Below are 25,883 nucleotides of genomic sequence, written 5' to 3' on the forward strand. Positions count from 1 at the left end.
ATATATAATATAGGAGGGAAGGCAAAAGTCGTCTTCCCTTTTATGAAGTTGAAAATGGTGGTGAAAATAGATGGCAAATAAGGACTATTATGCAGCCCTTGGGCTTGAAAAAGGAGCTTCAGATGAAGAAATCAAAAAAGCCTTTAGAAAGCTTGCTATAAAATATCATCCTGACAAGAATCAAGGAGATAAGGAAGCTGAAAATAAATTTAAAGAAATAAATGAAGCTTATCAAGTGCTTTCAGATCCAGAGAAAAAAGAAAGATATGATAGGTATGGAACAGCTGATTTCGATGGTAGTGGATTTGGTGCAGGTGGATTTGGTGGCTTTGATTTTTCAGATATGGGCGGCTTTGGAGATATATTTGAAAGCTTCTTTGGAGGCGGCGGTGGCAGCGGAAGAAGAAGAAATGGCCCTCAAAGAGGTTCTGATTTAGAATATACAATTAATTTAACATTTGAAGAAGCAGTTTTTGGAGTTGAAAAGGAACTATCAATAGATAGAAGCGAATCTTGTGAATCTTGTAAAGGAACAGGTGCTAAAGCTGGTACTTCAAAAAAGACATGTCCAACATGTAATGGTCAAGGTCAAGTAAGAGTTCAAAGACAAACTCCGCTTGGAAGTTTTGTAAGCACTTCAACTTGTGATACTTGTCATGGTACTGGTACAATTATTGAAGAACCATGTACTACATGTCATGGAAGAGGTCATGTTAGAAAGACAAGAAAAATTACAGTTAATATTCCAGCTGGGGTAGATACAGGAAATGTTATGCCTTTAAGGGGCCAAGGAAATCATGGCACTAATGATGGCCCACCAGGAGATTTATACGTAAAAATTAATGTGGCTCCTTCAAAGAAGTTTGTAAGAAAAGGAAATGATATATACATCGACACTCATATATCTATGGGTAATGCTGCTTTAGGAACAGAAATAACTGTTGCTACAGTAGATGGAGATGTAAAGTACACAATTCCTGCAGGAACTCAATCAGGTACACTATTTAGATTAAAGGGAAAAGGAGTACCTAGAGTAAACTCATCTGGTAGAGGAGATCAATATGTTAAAGTAATAGTAGATATTCCTAAGAACTTAAATGAAAAGCAAAAGGATGCATTAAAAGCATTTATGGAAGCGTGTGGAGAAAAAGTTGGAGAAGGAACATCTCATAAAAAAGGTTTAAAAGATTTATTTAAATAGAAAGGATTAGCTTAGCTAATTCTTTTTTTTATAAAAAATATAAATATGCATAGACTAAGATATATGCTGAAACAAGCTTAATAATAAGAAAATCTTATTATTATCATAAGAATATTCAATAAGAAAAAAACTTTCTTTAGTGTTATAATTTACAGTAACATTAAAGTTATGAAGAGGTGGAAATAATGGATAAATTAAAGGAAGTTCTATATGGAGAAATTGAGGATTTTAGAGAAGTAGGGCATAAATTTGCTAATGGTGAGTTAAATTTAATGCAATTTAAACATGCATCAGGTGGATTTGGAGTATATGCGCATAGAGGTGGCAAGGAATTCATGATAAGGCTTAGAATTCCATCAGGTATAACTAAAGTAGATGAAATGTTAAAAGTATATGGTTTTGCTGAAAAATATGGATTAGATAAGATTCATTTCACAACTCGCCAAGCCATTCAGTTACATGGATTAAATATAGATGAAATTTGTGATCTAATGAAAGAAGCTTTAGATAATGATATATATACTAGAGGTGCTGGCGGAAACTATCCAAGAAATGTGGCTATGTCTCCATTATCAGGAGTAGATCCTAATGAAGAATTTGATGTTACTCCATATGCAAAAGCTATAGGTAATTACTTTTTAGAAAGAATTTACACATATAAGTTACCAAGAAAGCTTAAAGTATCTGTCTCTAATGGAAAAGAAGATGCAGCACATTGTACAGTTCAAGACTTAGGATTTGTAGCAGTAAATAAAGATGGAAAAGAATATTTTGAAGTTTATTTAGGTGGTGGATTAGGACAAAATCCTAAGATGGCTGTTAAATATCAAGATTTAATTGAGCCAAAAGAAATTTTATACTATGTTGAAGGCATGGTTAGAATGTTTATGGCTGAAGGTGATTATGAAAATAAAAATAAAGCACGTGTAAGATATATATTAGATAGAATGGGAGAAAAAGACTTCTTAGATTGTTATAGAAAACATGTAAATGAAGTAAAGGAAAAAGAAAACTTAGAAATAACTGTAGAGCCTAAGGTTTATAATAAAGAAGGAATAGAAATTGAAATAGAGAATCCAAGATTATTTAAACAAAAACAAAAGGGATTATACAGTGTTTACTTACATCCGATTGGAGGACAATTATTAACTAAGGATTTAAAATCGATTTTAGATTTAATAAGTAAATTTGAAGATGTGGAAATTAGATTAGCTATGTCTGAAGGAATCTATTTTAGAAACTTAAATGGAATTGAAGCTAAAAAATTACTAGATTTAACTGAAGAAATGAGTGCTAAGACTAAATTTGAACAAAGTGTATCTTGCATAGGAATTCCAATTTGTCAAATAGGTTTATGTAATAGCCAAGGAACTTTAAATGCGGTTATGGATTATTTTAAGGAAAATAATTATAGATTAGATGTTTTACCTACAATGCATTTTTCAGGTTGCCAAAACTCTTGTGGAGTTCATCAAATAGGTTCTATAGGGTTTACAGGAAAGAAAAAGAGAGTTTTAGATAAAGTAGATGAATGCTTTACTTTATTTGTTGGAGGAGCTTATGGTGTAGGAGATACTAAGCTTGGTGTAGCTTGTGGAGACCTTCCAGCAGCAATTATACCTGAATTTTTACTTGAACTAGCAAAGAAAGTAGAGGCTAGTAATTTAGAGTTTAATAATTATTTAACTACAAAAGAAGATGAATTTAGAGAATTAGTTAAGAAATACGAAGTATAAACCATTACATATATTATCCTAAGTTAAAACAATTATATTTGAGAATAAATAATATTTACGAATAATAGTTATTAGGTATATAATAAAAGTAAATAAAATATGGTTATTTTGGAAAATATAAAATGAAAAACTAATTTAGGAGGAAAATAAAATGAAAATGGTAAAATTTCAAGGTTCACCAATTACTTTAGAAGGAAATACATTATCAGTGGGAGATAAACTACCAAGTTTTAAAGTTTCAACTAATGACTTAGGAGAGTTTACAGAAAAGGATACAAAAGGAGTTAGAGTATTCTTAACAGTACCATCAATAGATACACCTGTTTGTGATATGGAAGTAAAGACATTTAATGAAAAAATTGATGCATTAGATGGAGTAACTTGTTATACAATTTCAATGGATTTACCTTTTGCTCAAAGTAGATGGTGTGCATTAGAAGGTGTTGAAAAAGTTAAAACACTTTCAGATTATAAGGATAGAAGCTTTTCACAAGCTACAGGAACATATGCAAAGGAACTTGGATTATTAACAAGAGCATCATTTGTAGTTGATTCAAATGATAATGTAACTTTTGTTGAGTACTTAGATGAAATAACAAATCAACCAAGTTATGACAAGATTTTAGAAGCTGCAAAGTCAGCTAAATAATTTTAATAAAAAAGCATTTGGTTCACCAAATGCTTTTTTTAACTCTTTAGGAAATTATAGAGATGTTATCCTATGAATAACTTTTTATAATTTCCTTCCTTTAGTTCTGAAGTGTTTCTATTAATTTTGCGATGACTTGGAGCAAGCAAAATTATATAGAAGGACTTTTTTATTTTTATATAAATATATTAAATCTAAATAATTTTAATAAAATTAAATGTTTGGTTAATAAAATTGAAGATTCACTTAACAAAATCATATGTAAAAAACTACCAAAAAGAATTATAATTATTTTAGAGTTATTTTAATAAGTTAATTTAGTGAATAAGACATGATGAAGCTTTATTAAACGTTTACTTAAGTATTTTATTAAGGTAGCTACTAAATATTAGGGGAGGTAAAATATGAGAGGAAAAAAGAAAATAATATCTCTGAGTATTTTAGTAACTTTAATTGCATCAATTGTAGGTGAATCATTACCAGTTTATGCAGTTAGTGAAACAATAAATAAGGAGATAGGGGCATGGAAGGGAGAAAAATGGCCGGAATTAGAACAAGCAGAGCAAAAACTTACTCCAGATGAAAAAAAATTTACCCATAAAGAGTATATGGGAATAGATTATATAGATGTAAATGGAAATTCTGTTAGAGCTGTAGATGTTTTTGGAATAAATAGAGAAGAGGCAACTACTTCTACTGTTGCATATCAAGATATTGAATCAGCTAGGCTAGGAGCTTTAAATTATGAAAAAGAAAGATCAAATTATTATCAATTATTAACGGGAGATAATAATAATTGGGATCTAACAGTTGTACAAAATGCACAAGAAGCACAGAAGTTTTTAGATGATGGCTTTATGAATGAGGATTATATTCTTAATAATGATGATGGATGGAAAAATGTGCAATTACCTGCAAGTTGGACAAGCTATGGCTTTGATTTTTCAATATATACCAATGTTCAGATGCCTTGGCAAAGCAAATATGATTCGAATGTACAAGTACCTCAAGCACCTGTAAATTATAATCCGGTTGGGCTTTATCGTAAAAATTTTGTTGTAGATGAGAATATGATACAAGAAGATGGAAAGGTATATATATCATTTCAAGGAGTTGAGTCTGCTTATTACGTATATGTGAATGGTAAAGAAGTAGGATATAGTGAGGATAGTTATAGACCTCATGAATTTGATATTACTGAGTATTTAAATCCAAAGGGAGAAAATAACACTTTAGCTGTAAAGGTTCACAAATTTTGTGATGGAACATGGATGGAAGATCAAGATATGATTTATGACGGTGGGATATTTAGAGATGTATATCTTAGATCTACTCCTAATACTCATATAGTTGATTATTCAGTGGTAACAGACCTAGATGAAAGTTTTATAAATTCAGATCTAGACATATCATTAAAGGTTAATAATTTTTCTTTGAAAGACATATCAAATTATACAGTTGATGTAAAATTATTTGATGAAAGCGGAACAAATATTTTCGATAATAATGAAATGGTTATACCAGTAGAAAATATTAAGTCAAATAACAGTATAGAAATAAAAGGAGAAAAAATTGTTGAGGCACCAAAGCTATGGTCTGCTGAAACTCCTAATCTTTATACATTAGTAATGACATTAAATGATGCTGAAGGAAATCATTTAGAAAGTATATCTCAACAAATAGGGTTTAGAGAGATTACATTCACAAGTAGTACTGTTGATAACAGAACTAATTATAACCAAACTACTGAGACTTACCAAACTATAACAATTAATGGGCAACCGTTATTAATGAAGGGAACAAATCGGCATGATACTGATCCTGTATATGGTAAGCATGTACCTAGGGATGTTTTAGAAAAAGATGTAGAATTAATGAAGCAATACAATATTAATGCAATTCGTACATCACATTATGGAAATGATGAATACTTATATTATTTATGTGACAAATATGGATTATATATGATGGGTGAGACTAATGCTGAAAGTCATAGCCTTATGAATAATCAAGATGCTATAGGAAAGTATTTAAAGCCACTTACTATGGATAGAACTAACACATCATTTCAAACTTTAAAAAATCAAACATCAATAGTTATGTGGTCAATTGGAAATGAAATGTCATACAGTAAAAATGGAGCAAATAATTTGTATCCCGAAATGGTGTGGTATTTTAAGGATCGTGATAATACAAGACCTGTTCATAGTGAAGGATTAGGGTGGAATGGCGGAGTAGATACAGATAGTAATATGTATCCATCAGTAGATACTACATGGTCTAAGGCTTCTAGTTCAAGTAATAAATCTAACATGCCATATGTTCTTTGTGAATATTCACATGCTATGGGAAATGCAGTTGGAAATTTAAAAGAATATTGGGATGCTATAAGAAGTTCTGAGAATATGATAGGAGCTTTTGTATGGGATTGGGTAGACCAATCACGTTTAGCTACCTTGCCACAACAATATAAAATAATGGATAAAAGCAGCAATAAGGTCGTAGGTACAGTTTATGGGGATGGTACTGTATCAGAAGCTGATGAGGCATCAATTACAGGAAAAGCATATGATGGATATACTATAATGAATCCTACTGATTCTAATTTATATAATAGTGAACTATCAGGAGATAATGCTTCATTTACATTTGAAGCAATAGTAAAACCTGCATCTGAAAGTATGAATAGTGTTTTGCTTTCTAAAGGAGACAATCAAGTTGCTTTAAAAACACAAAGTTCAGGAAATGGATTAGAGTTTTTTGTTGTTAGCAATGGAAGTTGGAAGGTTTGTACTGCTGAATTCCCAGAGAATTGGGTTGGAAATTGGCATCAAGTTGTGGGAACATATGATGGAACTACATTAAAGATATATATTGATGGGGTAGAGGTAGCATCTCAAATACAAGATGTATCAATAGACTCCACTAATGATCCTGTATCAGTTGGTTATGATACTGTACGTAGTAGAAGTTTTGATGGAGAGATTTCTATGGCTCGTATATATAGTGAAGCATTAACAGCAGAAGAGATAAAATCTCAATATAATTTTGAACCAGCAATAAAATCTGATTCTTCAAAAGTATTATTATGGATAGATTATTCAGATAATATAGAAGAAAATTCGGAAGGAATTTGGGATTACTATGCATCATCAGAGGCTAAACAAACTTTCTATAATGAAGAGGCTGATGGCAAATTCTATGGATATGGTGGGGACTGGGGAGATTCTCCTAATGATGGAGATTTTTCTAATAATGGATTAATATCTGCTGATAGAACTATTCAACCAGAACTTTATGAAGTGAAATATCAATATCAAAGTTTTTGGTTTAGTGCAAGTGAAAATGAAATAGCTACGAAAAAGATTAAAGTTTATAATGAGAATAATTTTAATAACTTAAATGAATATGACCTTGTATGGCAATTGATTCAAGATGGAGTTGTAGTTGATGATGGTACACTTTCGAATATAGATGTTGAACCTAAAGCAACAAAAACAATTGAGATACCTTATAACATGCCATCAGAAATTAAGGCAGGAGCAGAATATTATTTGAATATATCAGTAAGACTAAAAAATGATACTTTATGGGCTGATGCTGGTCATGAAATATCATATGAGCAGTTTAAAGTACCTTCTAATATTCAAAATGTAGCTTCAGCTATTTCAAGTGAAAACATTAATATTAATAATGATGAAACTGAAATTTTAGTATCTGGCGAAAACTTTTCTTTTAAAATAGATAAGACAACTGGATTAATGAGTAATTATATTTATAATGGAGAAGTTTTAATTGAAGAAGGACCTACTCCTAATTTTTGGAGGGCACCTATAAGTAATGATAACGGAAATTATGATTCAAATTGGAGAAGTGCTAATAAAAATATTACTGCAAATGATATTAGTGTAGAAAAGGGAGAAGATGGACGAACAATAATTACTAGCGACTTAGTTTTAAACAATGCAAAGGGCGCTACAGAAAAAATTATATATACTATAAATGGAACAGGAGAAATAACTGTTAATCTAACTGTAGACGCTACTAATACAAGCATGGGAAGATATTTAAAGGTTGGTTCTACAATGGTTTTACCAGAAAATTATGAGAATGTAACATGGTATGGGGATGGACCTGTAGAATCCTACCAAGATAGAAATACATTTGCAACTGTTGGCTTATATGAAAATACAGTTTCAGATTTCTTCTATCCATTCTTAAAGACTCAAGATACAGGAAATCTAACAGGAGTTAAATGGATTAGTGTAGAAAATGATAATAGTAGTAATGCAGTATTAGTTGCAAGTAAAGATTTACTAGAAGCAAGTGCATTACATTTTACAGCAGATGATTTAACAAATGCAACACATCCTTATGAATTGGGTTCTCCTAGAAAAGAAACTATTCTATCAATAGATTATAAATCTCAAGGTAATGGAAATAAAAGTTGTGGACCTGATACATTACCTGAATATAGGGTGAATAATGATAAAGTGTATAATTATGAATATACAGTAATACCATATACAACTGATGAATCACCTATGGAATTAAGTAAACCTTGGAGAAATATTGATGGATTTAATGAAATTGATGTAATAGAAGCAATTAAGAAATTAGTTGTATATTCATATAGTCAATATGATGAAGTAATGGCAATTAAATTTAAATATGATAGTTTAACAGATGAGCAAAAAGAAAAAGTTGGTGAGGATCTTTATAATAAGCTAATAAAAGCTTTAGAAGATATAGAAAAAATTAAGGGTTCAGATACTGCATATATAGAGGATAAGAGTGTAAATGAAATAAATCCACTTATTATGAATAGTGCTAAATTATATACAGATAGTATTACAGGAAATAAAATGACTGGAAAGTTAGAAATTACTAACAATAAAGGTACTGATGGAGAGGATATATTTAATCAAGTATTTAAAGGAAAGCAACCGTTTACTACAGAAGTTTGGATAAATCCAACTAGTATTAGTAAGGATTATAACATGATAATGGGTAAAGGGGATAGTAGCTTTGGATTAAGGACTAGATATGTAAGTTCAAGTAAAATATCCTTTGATATATTTATTAAAGCTACAGATAATAAATGGTATACGAAGGAAGCGGTAGTAGATATTCCTGAAAATTGGATAGAAAATTGGCACCAAATAGTAGGAAGTTATGATGAAAATTTATTATCATTATATGTTGATGGAAAATTACTTGGAAGAGCTACTGTTACAGCAAGTGGTGGAGTTTATCAAAATAACCAATCATTATGGTTAGGATATTGTCCAGAAACAAATAGAACTAGTGATTATGAGTTTGGAAGTGCAAGGGTTTACTCTAAGGCATTATCAGAAGCAGAAGTAATTGCTCAAAGAGATGCATTTATAAATGATGAAAATAAATATGCAGTTAACCCAGAAGATAGCTCTGTTGTTATGTGGCTAGACATGAAAGATCTAGTTGTTCCAGGAATGGATGAAGATGAGGCTAATAAGTCACTATTAACTAATTTGTATAATAGTTTAAAAGATAAGAAAAATGATAATTACACTGAAGAAAGTTGGAATAACTTTACTGAAGCTCTTGAAAAGGCGAAATCTGTAATTGAAAATAAGTATGCAAAACAAAGTGAAGTAGATGAAGCTTTTAATGAATTAGTGCTAGCATCAGCTAAATTAGAATATGCTGTTGATAAAGAAGCATTAAAAGAAACTATTGAAATCGCAAAAAATAAAGCAGAATCTGAAGAGAACTTTACTCCTTCATCGTTAGAAAAATTAAATGAAGCAATTAAAAAGGCAGAGGATATTGTAAATAATTCAGAGGCTAATCAAGAGGAAGTTAATAATATGGTTAAAGAACTACTTGAAGCTATTATTAACTTAGTAGATAGGGCTGATAATTCAGCATTATTAAAACTTATAGAGACAGCTGAAGCTTTGATACAATATGAGGATAAATATACAAAATCATCATGGGAAATCTTTATAGTATCATTAAACAACTCTAAGTTGGTTGCAGACAATGGTGATGCTACAGAAGATGATATAAAAAATGCTTATGATAATCTTGGCGCATCTATTATAAATTTAGTATTTAAAGCAAATAAGACATCATTAGAAGCTGTTTTAGATACTGTAAATAAAGTGCTTAATAATGTTGAAAACTATAAACCTATTACTATTGAGGGGTTAGAAGCTTTAGTTAATGAAGCACAATTAATAATGGATAAAGATGATGCTAAACAAGAAGAGGTTGATAGAATAACTAAGGTTCTTATAGAAGCAGTTTCCAAGGTATCTATAAAAGCTAATAAAGAAAAACTTATGGATATATTAGATAAGGTAAAGCAATTAGATTTAAATATTTATACTAAGGAAAGTTCTGAAGCATTAATAAATTTAATAGATAAAGCAGAAGAGATAATAGTTGATCAAAATATAGAACAATCAATAGTAGATGAATTACAATCTAATATAAACCTCGGCATAAGCAAATTAGTTCTTAAGGGAGATAAGAGTGATTTAAATAAAAAAATAGAAGAAGCTGAAGCATTAAAGGAAGAAAATTATACTAATAATACTTGGAAAAAAATGATGGAAGCTTTAGTTAATGCTAAAAATATTGTTGCTAATGAAGAGGCTGAACAAAAGGAAATAGATAAAGCTTTAGAAAATCTTGAAACAGCCATAAAAGAATTAGTAATAAAGAGTGATGAAGAAAATAATAATGAAAATGGTGATAATAATAGCGGAGGTAATAATGGCGATAATGATGGAAGTAATAATGGTAATGAAAGCAATAACAATGTGAGTAATGATGAAAATAATGATAATAATAATGGAACTGTAAATGGAAGTGATCTTCCTAATACTGGAGGTACGAATTCTGTGTACGTGGTATTGATAGGTGTAATAGCTATTATAGTTGGAAGTATTTTTGTTTACAAGAAAAAGAAAGTAAAATCTGATAATTAAAAATAAAAAGAAGAAGCTTTTGGGCTTCTTCTTTTTATATAAGCTGTAAAATCACAATAACTTAAATCTTTTTGTCTTTAAATATAGACAGAAACTTAACATAAGTGTAAAATAATAAATTAGTCAAATATCTTTGAAAGGACTGATTTTAATGGAAGGAACATGGATAGAAGTTAGAGTTATAACTAAAAGTGAAGCTCTAGAGCCAGTTTCAGGAATTTTTTATGGATTAGATTGTAAAGGAGTTGCAATAGAAGATCCAAATGACATATTAGAAAGAGAGCAAGGTCCACTAACTTGGGATTTTGCAGATATAAATGTATTAGAACATAAAGGAGAAGTAGCTGTAGTAAAGGCTTATTTTTCAGAAGAAGATAATATAGAAGAAGTATTAAAATATGTTAATGATAAGATGAAAGAACTTAAAGACATAGGTATAGATACAGGAGCTTACAAGGTTGAAAGCGAAAAAATGTACGAAGAAGATTGGGCAAATAATTGGAAAAAGTATTATAAGCCTACTAAAATTGGTGATAGAATAGTAGTAAAGCCTATATGGGAAGAATATGAACCAAAGGGAAATGAATTAGTACTAGAATTAGATCCAGGAATGGCTTTTGGTACAGGAACTCATGAAACAACAAGAATGTGTATTCAAGCTTTAGATAAGTATGTTAAAGAAGATAGTACTGTTTTTGATGTTGGATGTGGTTCGGGTATACTTGCAATCGCAGCAGCAAAATTAGGAGCAAAGATGGCTGTTGGAGTAGATTTAGATCCAGTTGCTGTTGAATCTGCAAAAGAAAATGTAGGATTTAATAATTTAGACAATATACAAATACTATATGGTAACTTAGTAGAAGTAATAGATGGAAAAGCAGATATTGTAGTTGCAAATATTATTGCAGAAGTAATTTGTATATTAACAGAAGATGTGAAAAGAGTATTAAAGGAAGATGGATACTTTATAACTTCTGGGATTATTCATGATAGGGTAGATATGGTTACTAATAAGCTTCAAGAAGTAGGGTTTGAAGTAGTTGAAATAAATAAAGACGGGGAATGGAACTGCATAGTTGCCAAATTAAAATAGTTTTAAGGAGATTGTTAGATGCATAAATTTTTTACTCCTAAAGAAAATTTTGTAGATAAGCAAGCAAAGATTTTAGGTGATGATGTAAAACACTTATATAAAGTATTAAGGCTAAATGAAGGGGATAAAATAGTCTTAAATAATTGTTGTGGAGAAGAGTTTTTAGCAAATATAAGAACTATTACAAAGCAAGAAGTAATTGTTGATATAGAAGAAAAGCTTGAGATAAATAATGAAAGTGAAGTTAAAATATATTTATTCCAAGGGTTGCCAAAGTCTCAAAAAATGGATCTAATAGTTCAAAAAGGAACAGAGCTAGGTATAACTGAATTTATACCTACTTTAACTGAAAGAGTAGATATAAAGTTAAAGGGTGAATTTAAAAAGCTAGATAGATTAAATAGAATAGCTTTAGAAGCTGCAAAGCAAAGTAAAAGAACTATTATACCTACGGTATCTGAGCCTATTTCTTTTGAAGATGCATTAACCAATATGAAAGCTTTAGATCTAGTTATAGTTCCTTATGAAAATGCAGAAAATTTTGGTATAAAAACATTATTTAATGATGAAAATATTGATACATCAAAAATTAAAACTGTTGGGATATTAGTTGGTCCTGAAGGTGGATTTGAATTAAGTGAAATAAATAAACTAAAAGAAAATGGTGCTTATATAGTGACTTTAGGAAGTAGAATCCTTAGAACAGAAACAGCAGGTTTTGTTGCTACTTCATTAGTTCAATATGAGCTTGGAGATTTAGGAGGAAATAAATAATGAAGGTTGCATTTTCTACTCTTGGATGTAGAGTTAACGTATATGAATCAGAAGCCATGGCTGAAAAATTTATAAGAGAAGGCTATGAAGTTGTAGAGGCTAATGAAGAAGCTGATGTATATGTAATCAATACATGTACTGTAACCAATATGGGAGACAAGAAGTCAAGACAAATCATAAGTAGAGCAAGAAGATTAAATGAAAATGCTGTAATTGCAGTTGTTGGATGTTATTCACAAATTGCTCCAAAAGAAGTTTCTGAGATTCCAGGTGTTGATGTAGTTTTAGGGACAAGAAACAAGGGCGATGTAGTTTACTATGTGAATAAGGCAAGGGAAGAAGGAAAATCACAAGTTCATGTTGAAGGTGTACTTAAGAATAAAAAATTTGAAGAGTTAAATATAGAAGAGTATCAAGATAAAACTAGAGCTTTTTTAAAGATTCAAGATGGATGTAATAGATTTTGCACTTACTGTATAATACCTTATTCAAGAGGGTCAGTATGTTCAAAAGATCCTAAAAAGGTGATAGAAGAAGTTAATAAATTAGCTGAACACGGATTTAAGGAAATCATTTTATCTGGTATTCATACTGCTTCATATGGATTAGACTTAGAAGGTAATATAACATTAATTGATATTATAGAAGAAATAGAGAAAGTAGATGGAATAGAAAGAATTAGAATAGGATCTATAGAGCCTGCTTTCTTTACACCAGAAGTAATAGAAAAGATTAAAGGATTTAAGAAACTTTGTCCTCATTTCCACTTATCATTACAAAGTGGATGTGATACAACTCTTAAAAGAATGAATAGAAGATATACTGCGGAAGAATATGCAGCTTCTGTGGAGCTTTTAAGAAAGACTTTACCAGATGTATCTATTACTACAGATGTAATAGTAGGGTTCCCTGGAGAAACTGAAGAAGAGTTTAATGAAACTTATAAATTCTTAGAAAAAATTAAGCTTACTAAAACTCATGTATTTAAATACAGTCCTAGAAAAGGTACTAGAGCTGCTGAAATGGGAGACCAAATAGATGGTAGTATTAAAGAAAAAAGAAGTAAACTTTTAATTGAATTAAGCAATAGAAATGAAAAAGAGTTTATAGAAAAGTTTATAGGCAAAGAAATGGATGTACTTATAGAAACCGAAGTAAAGAGCCAAGAAGGTATATATGAAGGCTATACAAGAAATTATATTAAAGTACAGGTGCCTTGCGCATGTTCTGATGTAACTGGTAAAATAGTAGATATAGAAATTACTAAAGCAGAAAATGAAGTTGGTATAGCAAAACTACTTTAAAAATGAATAATTGATAATGCATAATTGATAATTAAGGAGATAATTCAGCGTAGCTGAATTATAAGAAAAAATATAATTTAGAAACTCAGTAAACTGAGTTTCTTCAATAATTATTCATTATCAATTACCAACTATCAATTATAATGAAGGGTGGTGAAATTATGAGTTGTATATTTTGTAAAATAGTAAATGGTGAGATTCCAAGTAAGAAGTTATATGAAGATGATAGAGTATTAGCTTTTTATGATATTAGCCCAGAGGCTCCTGTTCACTTTTTAGTAATACCTAAGGAGCATATTCAAAGTGTAAATGAATTAAATGAAAAAAATGCAGATATTATTTCACATATATTCTTAGTTATTAATAAACTAGTAAGAGAGCTAAATATTAGTGAATCAGGCTACAGAATAGTAAATAACTGCGGAAAAGATGGGGGCCAAACAGTAGACCATATGCATTTCCACGTATTAGGGCAAAGAGATTTAAAATGGCCACCAGGCTAAATAAGTTTGTATCTAATGGTTGACTTTAAGGGATGCCTATTGTATAATATAGCGTGTGTTATTAAGCCCGTAGCTGAGTTAAATTAATTAATTTGAGCTAGCGGAGGGAGGGATAATAGATGTCAGAAATAAAAGTTGGAGAAAACGAAACACTTGAAAGTGCATTAAGAAGATTCAAAAGAAAATGTGCTAGAGCAGGAGTTCTTTCAGAAGTTAGGAAGAGAGAACACTATGAAAAGCCAAGCGTGAAGAGAAAGAAAAAATCAGAAGCTGCTAGAAAGAGAAAATTCAAGTAGGATAATTTTGATTTAAATTTCAATGTAACTTAATTAATTAAGTAAGCTATTATTGGAGGCTATATTTATCCAATAAGTCTAAATGTATTTTATTATACATCAAGGTTGAGGACTATAGTTTATATATTTATCAAAAGTGTAAAAGTAATTATACTTGAATTAAGGGAATAAATAAGGTTTAATTAAGTAAATCTTGTTATAGTACCTTCCTCAGCAGTTAATATAAGAAAGATAAAATTATTAAAGCAACGGCTACATCATTGGTGTTAATAACATCTATAACTTTTTAGTTATGCAAATTAAGGTCAATTTTATAAGATTAATATTAACTGATAAATAAAAGCAAAAGGAATTTTTATTCCTTTTGCTTTTTGCTTTCTATCTGTAATTTTCTATATATTTTTATCATAAAGTACTATTAGAAAGAGTATAAGGAGAGAAAGATATGCAAGGAAAAATGGAAAAAAGCAGAGAAATATTAGTTGAGAAGCTTGATTTGCCTAAAGATGTGATGCTAAACCTTCCTAAGATAACAATTATAGGCAATGATGAAATTACTATAGAAAATCATAAGGGAATTATATTATTTGATCGAAATATCATTAAGATAAACACCAAGGTTAAAATTATTGATATTGAAGGAGAAAATTTTGAAATTTTGTATATTGGAGATTCTACTATAACTATAAGTGGAAAATTTAAATCCATTTCTTATGAGGTGTAGCATGGCGTCAGGAGTTTTTGAAAGTGGAAAAGTTGTAGTTGAGATTAACATATTGAAACCAGAGAGATTTTTGAACATATTATGGAATGAAAATATTCATGTTATAAACGTAAAGAGAATAGACGTAGCAACTATTCAGATAACTATTGACTATAATTATTATGAAGATGTAATACAAATAGTAAAAAGATTAAATGGTAAAATTAAAATAGTAGGAAGTAAAGGAATACTTTTTCTTGTTGGAAAATTAAAAAGTAAGTTTTTTTTAACTATTGGAGGAGGAATTTTTGTTATCCTATTACTATATTTTTCTACATTTGTTTGGAGTATAGAAATTACCACTAAGCAGAATGTTTCACCTTATGAGATAAGACAGCAACTTTATTCATTAGGGATCAAACCTGGCATAAGTAAAAAAAGTATAAATTTTAAAGATATAGAGAAAAAATTAGAAAATATGAATTCAGACATCCTATGGCTTAGGGCAAGAGTAGAAGGTTCAACTTTAAAGATAACTATTGAGGAAAAAGTAAATCCTCCTGAGGTTAAAGAAGAGAAGTATGGAAATCTGGTTGCTAAAATGGATGGGGAAGTAAGTCGGGTTTATGCTTTTTCGGGAAGATCAACGGTTCATATCGGAGAATATGTACATGCTGGAGATATAATAATTGAAGGTATCAATGGAAAAGAAGAAGAGCCATATGAAGTTGTACCAGATGGAGTAGTTATGGCTAATACATTTTATGAAAAGAGTATGGTGGCAAAGGTAAATGGAACTGAATTAAAAAGAACTGGTGAAAAAGATAGTGATATTTATTTAACTTTATTCGGAAAGAAAATTTATATTAAAAAAGCTATAAAAGACTTTAAAGATTATGATAAAATAGAGGAAAGTAGGAAATTAATTACTAAGATAAACTATTATGAAAAAAATAAGTTTCCAATTGAATTAACAAAAGAGGAAATAATTAATAACTCTGTAAAAGTGTTAGAAGAATCTCTTTATAATAATTTAACTAGGGAAGCAACAATTGTAGATAGAATAATTACAACAAAGGAAGATTCAGCAGAGGATATATTAATTAATGTAGTCTTTATTGTTGAACAAAATATTGTAAATAATGAACCTATAGATTATTAAAACTATGTGGTTAAAGGGGGATGAAATTGTTTTTAAAGAAAGATAAGAAAAAAGATAGTAAAGGATACAAAAGAATTTTTATATATTTGATAGTACTTATAATTACGTATGTACTTTTATTAACTAATATTTCACCGAAGAAATATAATTTGTCAGTAGGAGATATTGCGTCAGTAGATATAAAAGCACCTATAGATACTATCGATGAAGTTGCAACTCAACAAAAAATTGATGAAGCAGTTGCAAAAGCAAAAGAAGATAAAAAATATTATGTTAAAAGTGAAGTAAAAACAGAAGCTTTAAATAATACAAATGAATTGTTTAATAAAGTTGCGACAGAAATTGCATCTGATAAAGATGATAAAGATAAGCTAACAGAGATTAAAAAAGTGGATGCTTTTAAATTGACTGATGATGAGTATAATATATTATTAGCATTGGACACAACGAAAGTAACTGAAACTAAAAATATTATAATAAGTGCTCTAGAAGCAGCTTATAAAAATGATATTAGTGAAAATGATTATGAAGCAATACAAAAAGCAAAAACTTTTGCTGATGAGATAATTGAAAGTTATAATCTTGATAGAAATTTAGAAGATACATTGAAAAATATAGTATACTCACAAATAAACCCAAACCTTTTTATTGATTCTGAAAAGATGGAAGAAAATATAAAGGAAGCTGAAAAAAGCGTTCAAAAAGAAATAATAAAGAAAAATCAAATTATAGTTAAAGAAGGAGAACCTGTAACAGAAAGGCAAATAGAAATATTAAATGAGCTTGGATTGTTAAGTAGTGCTTTGACAAAAAGTTATGTTATGTCATTTATATCATTAGCAATAATAGTAACTTTGATTTTATTTATCCAATATGGATATATAGCTAAAGAAAGACCAGATATATTTAAAAATACTAATCTTATTATATTAATTAGCAGTATAAATATTATTAGTCTTATGCTTTCTATGGGACTTAATATAGTATCTCCTTATTTAATTCCTATAGCATGTGGAGCAATGTTAATGACTATATTAATAGATTATCGAATATCATTGGTTGTAAACTTATTGAATTTAGTATTTGTTGCTATAGTAGTTAGCTTTAATGCTGAGGTTATAGTACTATCGATTTTAAGTGTTGTATTAGGTTCTACAGCTCTTAAAAAGGTTCAACAAAGAAATGATATTATATATTCCACAATATATATAACTGTTATTTTGGCAATACTAACATTGACTATAGGCATGGTTTCATCTAATAATTTAAAGGAAAATCTTATTCAAACTGGATATACTATACTTGCTGTATTACTTTCAGGTATACTTGCAGTTGGTTTACTTCCATTTTTTGAATCGATATTTGATGTAGTTACTAATATAAAGTTATTAGAGTTATCTAATCCTAATCAGCCTCTTATGAAGAAGCTTTTAATGGAGGCGCCTGGAACTTATCATCACAGTATGATGGTAGCTAACTTGGCAGAAGCAGCTACTGAAGCTGTAGGAGGAAATCCGGTTATAGCTAGGGTTGGAGCTTATTACCATGATATAGGAAAAACAAAAAGACCATACTTCTTTGGTGAAAATCAAATAGGAAGAGAAAATCCTCATGATAAAATTACACCAAATTTAAGCGCTTTAATTATTTTATCTCATACTAAGGATGGGATAGAAATGGCAAAGGAGCATAATATACCGAAGGTTATTCAAGATATAATAGTACAACATCATGGAACTACGCTTGTTAAGTATTTCTATTATAAGCTTAAAAATTCTTCAGAAAATCCAGATGAGATTAAGGAAGAAGATTTTAGATATACAGGGCCAATTCCTAATACAAAGGAATCTGGAGTATTAATGCTTGCTGATAGTGTTGAAGCATCTGTTAGATCAATACCTGAGCCTACTAAGGCTAAAATTGAACAAATGGTTAATAATATAATAAATGACAAAATAAGTAGTAACCAATTAATAGATTGTGATTTGACATTAAAAGATATAGAGGTTATAAGACAGAGTTTCTTAAAAACTTTAGATGGAATTTATCATCATAGAATTGAATATCCAACTGAAAAAAAGTAAAAAATTAAATTTTATAAGGCATTGATAGGGGAGGGTATCATACCTTTCCCTTTAATTTTAAACATAAAGGAGTAAAATATGTTATACACAGAAAATAGGCAAGATAAAATAGAAGTCACAGATGAATTTATAGAAAAAATTACAGAGGTTTGTGATTTTGCATTAAAAGAAGAAGGGGTTAATGTAGAATATCAAATATCTTTGTTATTTGTTGATAATGAAGAAATAAGAGAAATAAACAATGAAACAAGAAGTATAGATAGAGAAACAGATGTATTGTCTTTTCCTATGCTTGATTTTGAAGAAGATAAAGTTTATAAAGATATGTATTTAGATTTTGATTTTGATGAGACCTTTAAGGATGGAGATGAATTAATACTTGGAGATATGGTTTTATCATTAGAAAAAGCTTTAGAACAAAGTAAAGAGTATGGTCATTCTTATGAAAGAGAAGTTAGTTATTTAGTTGTTCATTCAATTTTACATTTACTTGGTTATGATCACATGGTTGAAGAAGATAAATTTAAAATGAGAAAGAGAGAAGAGGAAATATTAAATAAATTGGATATTAGAAGATAATACTATATTTGGGGGAAGTTTATGAAGATTAAAAAGCTAGTAGAAAGCTTTAATTATGCAATTACAGGAATTATACAAACTGTTAGAACTCAAAGAAATATGAAAATTCATTTATTTACATCACTATGTGTTCTTTTAGCTTGTTTCGTAATAGATATATCAAAAGTAGAATTTCTTATATTAGCAATTACTATTACTATGGTATTAGCTGCTGAAGTAGTAAATACGGCTATAGAAGCTACAATAGATATGTCTACAAATCACTATCATCCATTAGCTAAAATAGCAAAAAATGCAGCGGCAGGTGCTGTTCTAATTACTGCTATAAATGCTTTAGTAGTAGGTTATATTATTTTCTGGGATAAAATTTCATTAATTTCTTATGATGTAATTCATAAGATGAAGGAATCAGAACCATATATGGTATTAATAGCATTAGTAGTTGTAACTATTGCAACTTTAATAGTAAAGTCTATTTATGGAGAAGGAACACCGTTAAGAGGTGGTATGCCTAGTGGACATAGCGCTTTGTCTTTTTCAATAGCAACTGCAATTTCATTAATTACAGAAGAACCAATATGTATAATGCTAAGCTATTTAATGGCACTAATAACTGCACAAAGTAGAGTAGATTCTAATGTACATTCTATTTTCGAAGTTATTGTTGGAGCATTATTTGGAACTTTATTGACATTGTTTATATTTACTATTTTTAAGATTTAATTTTCTTAAAAAGATGATAAAACTTTATAACAATGCTATAATTTAAAAAAGTAAATATTATAAATAAAAATATTTTTAATATCCCAAGGGCTAATAAGCCTATATTGGGGTTAAACTAGGAGGAAAAATGTTTAAATCAGGATTTGTAACAATAGTTGGTAGACCAAATGTTGGTAAGTCAACTTTATTAAATGAGATAATGGGAGAAAAGCTTTCTATAGTATCAAATAAACCTCAAACAACAAGAAATAATATTCAAACTATATTAACAGGTAAAGATCATCAAATTGTCTTTGTTGATACTCCTGGAATTCATAAGCCTAAACATAAGTTGGGTGAATATATGGTAAATTCAGCAAAGGATTCAATAAAGGAAGTTGACCTTGTATTATTCTTAATAAACCCTGAAGAAGAAATAGGTAGGGGAGATAAGTTTATAATTGAAACCTTAAAAAATCAAAAAGCTCCTGTATTTTTAGTAGTAAATAAAATAGATGAATTTACTCAAGATAGAGTTGCTAAAACTCTTCAAATGTATTCTCAAGAATTAAACTTTAAAGAGATAATTCCGATTTCAGCTTTAAAGGGAAAGAATGTAGATAAATTAGTTAAATTAATGGTAGAAGCTATGCCAGAAGGTCCAAAGTACTATCCAGATGATATGATAACAGATGTTCAAGAAAGGTTTGTAGTATCAGAAATAATAAGAGAAAAGGCATTAAGAACATTAAGAGAAGAAATACCTCATGGTATAGCAGTAGATATTATTCAAATGAAGCAAAGTCCTAATGGTACTTGGCATATAGAAGTAGATATGCTTTGTGAAAAAGATTCACATAAAGGTATTATAATAGGTAAGAATGGTCAGTGCTTAAAGAAAATTGGTGAAACAGCAAGATATGAAATTGAAAGATTTTTACATGAAAAAGTAAATCTAAAAATATGGGTAAAGGTTAGAAAAGAGTGGAGAGATAATCAAAACCTACTAAAGGAGTTAGGATATAAAAAGGTTAAATAAATAAGGGGATGATTTTTCTGTCACTACATAAGGTGAATGCTGTAGTTATTAAGACTATGGAGTTTAAAGAAAATGATAAATTAGTATGGTTATATACAGATAAATTAGGAAAAGTAACTGCCATTGCAAAAGGTGCTAGAAAAAGTAAGAGTAAATTTTTATCTCTTACTTTACCACTTTGTTATGGAGAGTATATATTATTTAAAGGGAAAAATTTATATAATCTGCAAGAAGGAAAAATAATAAATTCTTTTCAAGGGTTACTAGATAATTTGGATAAACTAACATACTCATCTTATATATGTGAGCTTATAGATATATGCGTTGAAGAAGGTGAAGTTAATGAAAACTTATTTAAAAGCTTTTTGACATGTATGTATTTATTGAATACAGATGTATTAGATTATGAAATGTTAATAAGATCCTTTGAACTAAAATTGTTAAAGGAAACAGGATATGGGTTAAGTTTAGATAATTGTGTTAGTTGTAGAAAAAAAATATCTGTATCAAATTATATATCACTTTCTCACTATGGAGGCGTATGTGAGGAATGTGCAAGAGAACATGGTATTTATATATCAAAGCCAGCATATAATTCAATAAAGTTTTTAATGAAGACACCTATGGATAAGATATATAAATTAAATATAAACGATGATGTAAAAAGAGATATAAGGAAAATTACAACATTTATCATATCTTCAAATTATTCTAAAAAACCAAAGAGTTTAGAAATGTTAAATTATATAAAGGAGTGATTATAAATGGAAATAACTTTAGAAAAGGTAGATCAAGTAAAAGAAAGGACAGGTGCTACATATGCTGAGGCTAAGAATGCACTTGAAGCAACTAATGGAGATGTATTAGAAGCTATTATTTATATTGAAAGTATAAAGGAAGCTAGTACAGAATCTGATAGCAAAGTAAAATCAGAAACTATAGATGAATTTAAAAAGTGGTTAAAAGATTTAATAAATAAAGGAAATGTTACAAGAATTAAGATAAGTAAAGATGGAAAAGAAATAGTTGATGTCCCTGTCAATGCTGGTATTGCCGCAGGAGTTATTGCTGTTATTATTCCACCTGTATTAGCTTTTGTACTTATTGCTGCAGTAGTAACGCAAATAACAGTAGAAATAACTATGGCTGATGGTAGTGTAGAAGTTGTAAATAAGTATATAAGCAAAGCTGTTGGTGATATAAAAGACGTTGCAACTGATGTAGCAAGTAAGGTTAAGAACAAAGTAGATGAAGTAAAAAATGATAAATTTTCTCCGGATAATTACAATGTATATAAAAAAGAATCTAAAAAAAGTGAAGAGATAGATAAAAATTCTTTTACATATACTGTAAAATTTGATGATGAAGAGTAAATAAGAGTAAAAGTAAGATAAATAGTAGATAGAGCAGAATAAAATAAAGGAAATGGGAATATTCGGCTAATATGATTGATTTTTCAGAAAATTAAGTATAGTCAAACTATTAGAAAATGTTATAATTAGTATGTAAATATCAAACTAATCAAAATTATCTGAATATTCCATGTAAACCTAGAAAGAGGGATAAATTTGAAGTTATCAGAAAGGCAAGAGGAAATAGTAAGGTTAGTTAAAAAAGGACAGCCTGTGACAAGTGAAGCTTTGGCAGAAAAACTTGGAGTAACTAGAGCTGCATTAAGAGCAGATTTAGCTATTTTAACTATGATAGGGATATTAGATGCTAGACCTAAGGTTGGTTATGTATATTTAGGAGAAGCAAATAACACTGTAGTTTTAGAAAATATATCTAAGGTATTAGCTGGTGAAATTATGTCTAAACCAGTAACTGTTAATGAGGAAACCACAGTATACGATGCAATCGTATTCTTGTTTTTAAATGATGTGGGGACATTATTTATAGAAAACAATGGAGTTTTGGTTGGAGCTGTTTCAAGAAAAGATTTCTTGAAAAATGCCATTGGAGGAACTGATATACATAAGGTACCGGTGGGTGTTATTATGACAAGAATGCCAAATATAATTTGCGGATATGCAGAAGATAGTGCATATGATTTAGCAAAGAAAATAATTGAGCATGAAATAGACAGCATTCCAATAGTTGAAAAAGTAGAAACTGATCCAAAGGAAAAGCCTCAATTTAGAATTATTGGAAAGATATCAAAGACTAATATAACTAAACTTTTTGTTAAGTTAGGTGAGGGTAATTAAAAAACTATGGGTATCATTTTTTAGGGTAGCTACAGTATAAAAGTACTGTTAGTATATATATCAATTCTATTGAACGGAGGAGTATTGAGATGGAGAAAAAGAAGTATGTTTACCTTTTTAATGAAGGAAATGGGTCAATGAAAAACCTTCTAGGAGGTAAAGGGGCAAATTTATCAGAAATGATTCTACTAGGAATCCCTGTACCACAAGGATTCACAGTTACTACAGAAGCTTGTAATAAATATTATGAGGATGGAAAAGTAATTGCACCAGAAATTATTGAAGAAATTCATCAAAAAATAACTGAGTTAGAAAAGTTAACAGGTAAAGAGTTTGGCAGCTTAACTAAGCCACTTTTAGTGTCTGTAAGATCAGGTGCTAGAGTTTCAATGCCAGGTATGATGGATACAGTTCTAAATCTTGGTTTAAATGATGAATCAGTAGTTGCTATGGCAAACTTAACAAGTAATCCAAGATTTGCATATGATTCATATAGAAGATTTATTCAAATGTTCTCTGATGTTGTTATGGGTATTGAAAAGAGATTATTTGAAAATCTAATAGATGAAATTAAAGAAGAAAAAGGTGTTGAATTTGACACTGAATTAACTGCTGATGATTTAAAGGTGCTAGTTGGAAGATATAAGAACCTTTATAAGAAGGAAAGAGGAGAAGAGTTTCCACAAGACCCTAAGACTCAATTAATTGAAGCTATAACAGCTGTATTTAGATCATGGAATAATCCAAGAGCTATAGTTTATAGAAGATTAAATGATATTCCTGGAGAATGGGGAACAGCAGTTAACGTTCAAGAAATGGTATTTGGTAATAAGGGTGAAACTTCAGGAACAGGAGTTGTATTCTCAAGAGATCCTGCAACTGGAGAAAATAAAATATATGGTGAATATTTAATGAATGCTCAAGGTGAGGATGTTGTTGCTGGTATTAGAACACCACTTCCAATTTCAAAATTAGAAGAACAAAATCCTGAAATATATAAGCAATTTACTGATATAGTTCATACATTAGAAAATCACTATAAAGACATGCAAGATATGGAAATAACTATTGAAGAAGGAAAATTATACTTCTTACAAACAAGAAATGGTAAGAGAACTGCTCAAGCAGCATTAAAAATAGCTGTTGACTTAGTTGAAGAAAAAATGTTAACTAAGGAACAAGCAATATTAAAAGTTGAACCAAATCAATTAGATTCATTACTTCATCCAGCTTTCCATACTGAGTATTTAAAGAAAGCTGTGCCAATAGCGAAAGGACTTCCAGCATCTCCAGGAGCTGCTTGTGGTAAGATAGCATTTACTGCTGAAGAAGCTAAGGAAAGACATGAAAGAGGAGAAAGTGTAGTTTTAGTAAGACTTGAAACTTCACCAGAAGACATCGAAGGTATGATAGCAGCAGAAGGTATTTTAACTGTAAGAGGTGGTATGACATCTCACGCAGCAGTTGTTGCAAGAGGCATGGGAACTTGCTGTGTAGCAGGGTGTGGATCATTAAGAGTTGATGAAAATGCTAAAACAGTAGAAGTAAATGGAAAAGTTTATAATGCTGATGATTATATTTCTATAGATGGATCAACAGGTAATGTTTATGGGGAAGCTGTTAATACAGTAACACCAGAAATATCAGGATATTTTGCTACATTTATGGCATGGGCAGATGAAATAAGAAAATTAAAGGTTAGAACTAATGCTGATTCTCCAAGAGATACTAAGCAAGCAGTAGAATTTGGGGCAGAAGGTATTGGGTTATGTAGAACTGAGCATATGTTCTTCGCTGAAGATAGAATTATGGCAGTTAGAGAAATGATAGTTGCTAAGAGTGAAGAGCAAAGAAGAAAGGCTCTTGATAAATTACTACCAATGCAAAGAGAAGACTTTGTTGGAATTTATGAGGCCTTAGAAGGAATGCCAGCAACTATAAGATTCTTAGATCCACCACTACATGAGTTCTTACCACATAATGATGAGGATATTCATGCTTTAGCTAACGATTTAGATATAACTTTTGAAGAGTTAAAGGCTACTGTTAATGAATTACATGAATTCAATCCAATGATGGGTCACAGAGGTTGTAGATTAGCAGTTTCTTATCCAGAAATAGCTGAAATGCAAACTAGAGCAGTTATAGAAGCGGCTATAGAAGTTAAAAATAGTAAAGGCTATGATATAGTTCCAGAAATTATGATTCCACTTATTGGAGAAATAAAAGAATTAAAATATGTAAAAGATGTAGTAGTTAAGACTGCAGAAGCTGTAATGGAAGAAAAGGGAGTTAAGTTAGACTATAAGATAGGTACTATGATAGAAATTCCAAGAGCTGCATTAACAGCTGATGAAATTGCTAAGGAAGCAGATTTCTTCTCATTTGGTACAAATGATTTAACTCAAATGACATTTGGATTCTCAAGAGATGATGCTGCTAAGTTCTTAGGTAGCTACTATGATAAGAAGATATACGAACAAGATCCATTTGCTAAGATAGACCAAACAGGAGTTGGTGCTTTAGTTAAGATAGCAGTTGAAAAGGGAAGATCAGTTAAGGGTGATCTTAAACTTGGAATATGTGGAGAGCATGGTGGAGATCCATCATCAGTAGAATTCTTCCATAACATTGGATTAGACTACGTTTCATGCTCGCCATTTAGAGTTCCACTTGCTAGATTAGCAGCTGCACAAGCTCAAGTTAGAAATAAAAGATAAATAAAAAAAAGGCTGCTGAAAGGCAGCCTTTTTTTATGGAAAATGAAGAATTAAAAATGAAGAATTATTGATGCAATTTGTTCCAAATTACTAAAAATAATTTTATTTTAAAACTCCTAAGGGAGTTTTTACCTCAATTCTACATTCTTAA

19 protein-coding genes are annotated in these 25,883 nt (G+C 29.8%); all 19 read left to right on the forward strand.

The genetic code is table 11. The features are described from left to right. The first annotated feature begins 70 nt into the window (after positions 1-70). The 19 genes from dnaJ to ppdK all read left to right on the forward strand — a co-directional run bounded on the left by dnaJ (position 71) and on the right by ppdK (position 25,732). Positions 71-1,201 carry a molecular chaperone DnaJ gene (gene dnaJ, locus ACQPUY_RS05125; protein WP_430839922.1) on the forward strand — a complete coding sequence of 377 codons (1,131 nt, stop codon included), beginning with the start codon at positions 71-73 and terminating at the stop codon, positions 1,199-1,201. A 185-nt stretch (positions 1,202-1,386) separates the two neighbouring features. Beyond that, positions 1,387-2,937, forward strand: a complete 1,551-nt coding sequence (locus tag ACQPUY_RS05130) for a nitrite/sulfite reductase (RefSeq protein WP_430839924.1) — start codon at positions 1,387-1,389, stop codon at positions 2,935-2,937. Positions 2,938-3,088: 151 nt separating this feature from the next. Further along, a complete protein-coding gene (tpx, locus tag ACQPUY_RS05135) occupies positions 3,089-3,586 on the forward strand; it encodes a thiol peroxidase (RefSeq protein ID WP_430839926.1) in 498 nt (165 codons plus the stop codon). Between the two features lie 404 nt (positions 3,587-3,990). Continuing rightward, positions 3,991-10,566, forward strand: a complete 6,576-nt coding sequence (locus ACQPUY_RS05140; protein ID WP_430839928.1) for a glycoside hydrolase family 2 TIM barrel-domain containing protein — start codon at positions 3,991-3,993, stop codon at positions 10,564-10,566. A 151-nt stretch (positions 10,567-10,717) separates the two neighbouring features. Beyond that, positions 10,718-11,659, forward strand: a complete 942-nt coding sequence (prmA, locus tag ACQPUY_RS05145; RefSeq protein ID WP_430839930.1) for a 50S ribosomal protein L11 methyltransferase — start codon at positions 10,718-10,720, stop codon at positions 11,657-11,659. An 18-nt stretch (positions 11,660-11,677) separates the two neighbouring features. Beyond that, complete coding sequence (locus ACQPUY_RS05150; RefSeq protein ID WP_430839932.1) at positions 11,678-12,433, forward strand: RsmE family RNA methyltransferase; 756 nt, start codon at positions 11,678-11,680, stop codon at positions 12,431-12,433. Next, the gene (gene mtaB / locus ACQPUY_RS05155; protein WP_430839934.1) at positions 12,433-13,737 is read left to right on the forward strand and encodes a tRNA (N(6)-L-threonylcarbamoyladenosine(37)-C(2))-methylthiotransferase MtaB; all 1,305 of its coding nucleotides are present in this window, start codon (positions 12,433-12,435) and stop codon (positions 13,735-13,737) included. The genes ACQPUY_RS05150 and mtaB overlap by 1 nt, the downstream gene beginning before the upstream one ends. Positions 13,738-13,895: 158 nt before the next feature. Continuing rightward, positions 13,896-14,240, forward strand: coding sequence for a histidine triad nucleotide-binding protein (locus tag ACQPUY_RS05160; protein ID WP_430840255.1), 345 nt, complete (start codon positions 13,896-13,898; stop codon positions 14,238-14,240). 119 nt (positions 14,241-14,359) lie between these two features. Further along, positions 14,360-14,536: a 30S ribosomal protein S21 gene (gene rpsU / locus ACQPUY_RS05165; RefSeq protein ID WP_003441547.1), complete on the forward strand. Its 177-nt coding sequence runs from the start codon at positions 14,360-14,362 to the stop codon at positions 14,534-14,536. A gap of 445 nt (positions 14,537-14,981) precedes the next feature. Beyond that, positions 14,982-15,260: a sporulation protein YqfC gene (yqfC, locus tag ACQPUY_RS05170; protein WP_430839936.1), complete on the forward strand. Its 279-nt coding sequence runs from the start codon at positions 14,982-14,984 to the stop codon at positions 15,258-15,260. 1 nt (position 15,261) lies between these two features. Next, positions 15,262-16,401 (forward strand): sporulation protein YqfD, encoded by a 1,140-nt coding sequence (gene yqfD / locus ACQPUY_RS05175; protein ID WP_430839938.1) that lies wholly within the window; start codon positions 15,262-15,264, stop codon positions 16,399-16,401. A 26-nt stretch (positions 16,402-16,427) separates the two neighbouring features. Next, positions 16,428-18,485, forward strand: coding sequence for an HD family phosphohydrolase (locus ACQPUY_RS05180; protein ID WP_430839940.1), 2,058 nt, complete (start codon positions 16,428-16,430; stop codon positions 18,483-18,485). Positions 18,486-18,563: 78 nt separating this feature from the next. After that, complete coding sequence (gene ybeY / locus ACQPUY_RS05185) at positions 18,564-19,064, forward strand: rRNA maturation RNase YbeY (RefSeq protein WP_430839942.1); 501 nt, start codon at positions 18,564-18,566, stop codon at positions 19,062-19,064. 21 nt (positions 19,065-19,085) lie between these two features. Then, the gene (locus ACQPUY_RS05190; protein ID WP_430839944.1) at positions 19,086-19,787 is read left to right on the forward strand and encodes a diacylglycerol kinase; all 702 of its coding nucleotides are present in this window, start codon (positions 19,086-19,088) and stop codon (positions 19,785-19,787) included. Between the two features lie 127 nt (positions 19,788-19,914). Beyond that, positions 19,915-20,805 carry a GTPase Era gene (era, locus tag ACQPUY_RS05195; RefSeq protein WP_430839946.1) on the forward strand — a complete coding sequence of 297 codons (891 nt, stop codon included), beginning with the start codon at positions 19,915-19,917 and terminating at the stop codon, positions 20,803-20,805. An 8-nt stretch (positions 20,806-20,813) separates the two neighbouring features. Further along, entirely contained in the window at positions 20,814-21,563 is a 750-nt protein-coding gene (gene recO, locus ACQPUY_RS05200; protein WP_430839948.1) for a DNA repair protein RecO, read from the forward strand. A 6-nt stretch (positions 21,564-21,569) separates the two neighbouring features. Further along, a complete protein-coding gene (locus ACQPUY_RS05205; protein ID WP_430839950.1) occupies positions 21,570-22,178 on the forward strand; it encodes a DUF4342 domain-containing protein in 609 nt (202 codons plus the stop codon). 195 nt (positions 22,179-22,373) lie between these two features. Beyond that, on the forward strand, positions 22,374-23,012 hold the full coding sequence (locus ACQPUY_RS05210; RefSeq protein WP_430839951.1) for a helix-turn-helix transcriptional regulator: 639 nt from the start codon (positions 22,374-22,376) through the stop codon (positions 23,010-23,012). Between the two features lie 89 nt (positions 23,013-23,101). Continuing rightward, positions 23,102-25,732 carry a pyruvate, phosphate dikinase gene (gene ppdK, locus ACQPUY_RS05215; RefSeq protein WP_430839953.1) on the forward strand — a complete coding sequence of 877 codons (2,631 nt, stop codon included), beginning with the start codon at positions 23,102-23,104 and terminating at the stop codon, positions 25,730-25,732. The last annotated feature ends 151 nt before the right edge of the window (positions 25,733-25,883 follow it).

The sequence above is a fragment of the Clostridium nigeriense genome (genome assembly GCF_050585245.1).
Lineage (GTDB): Bacteria > Bacillota > Clostridia > Clostridiales > Clostridiaceae > Clostridium > Clostridium nigeriense_A.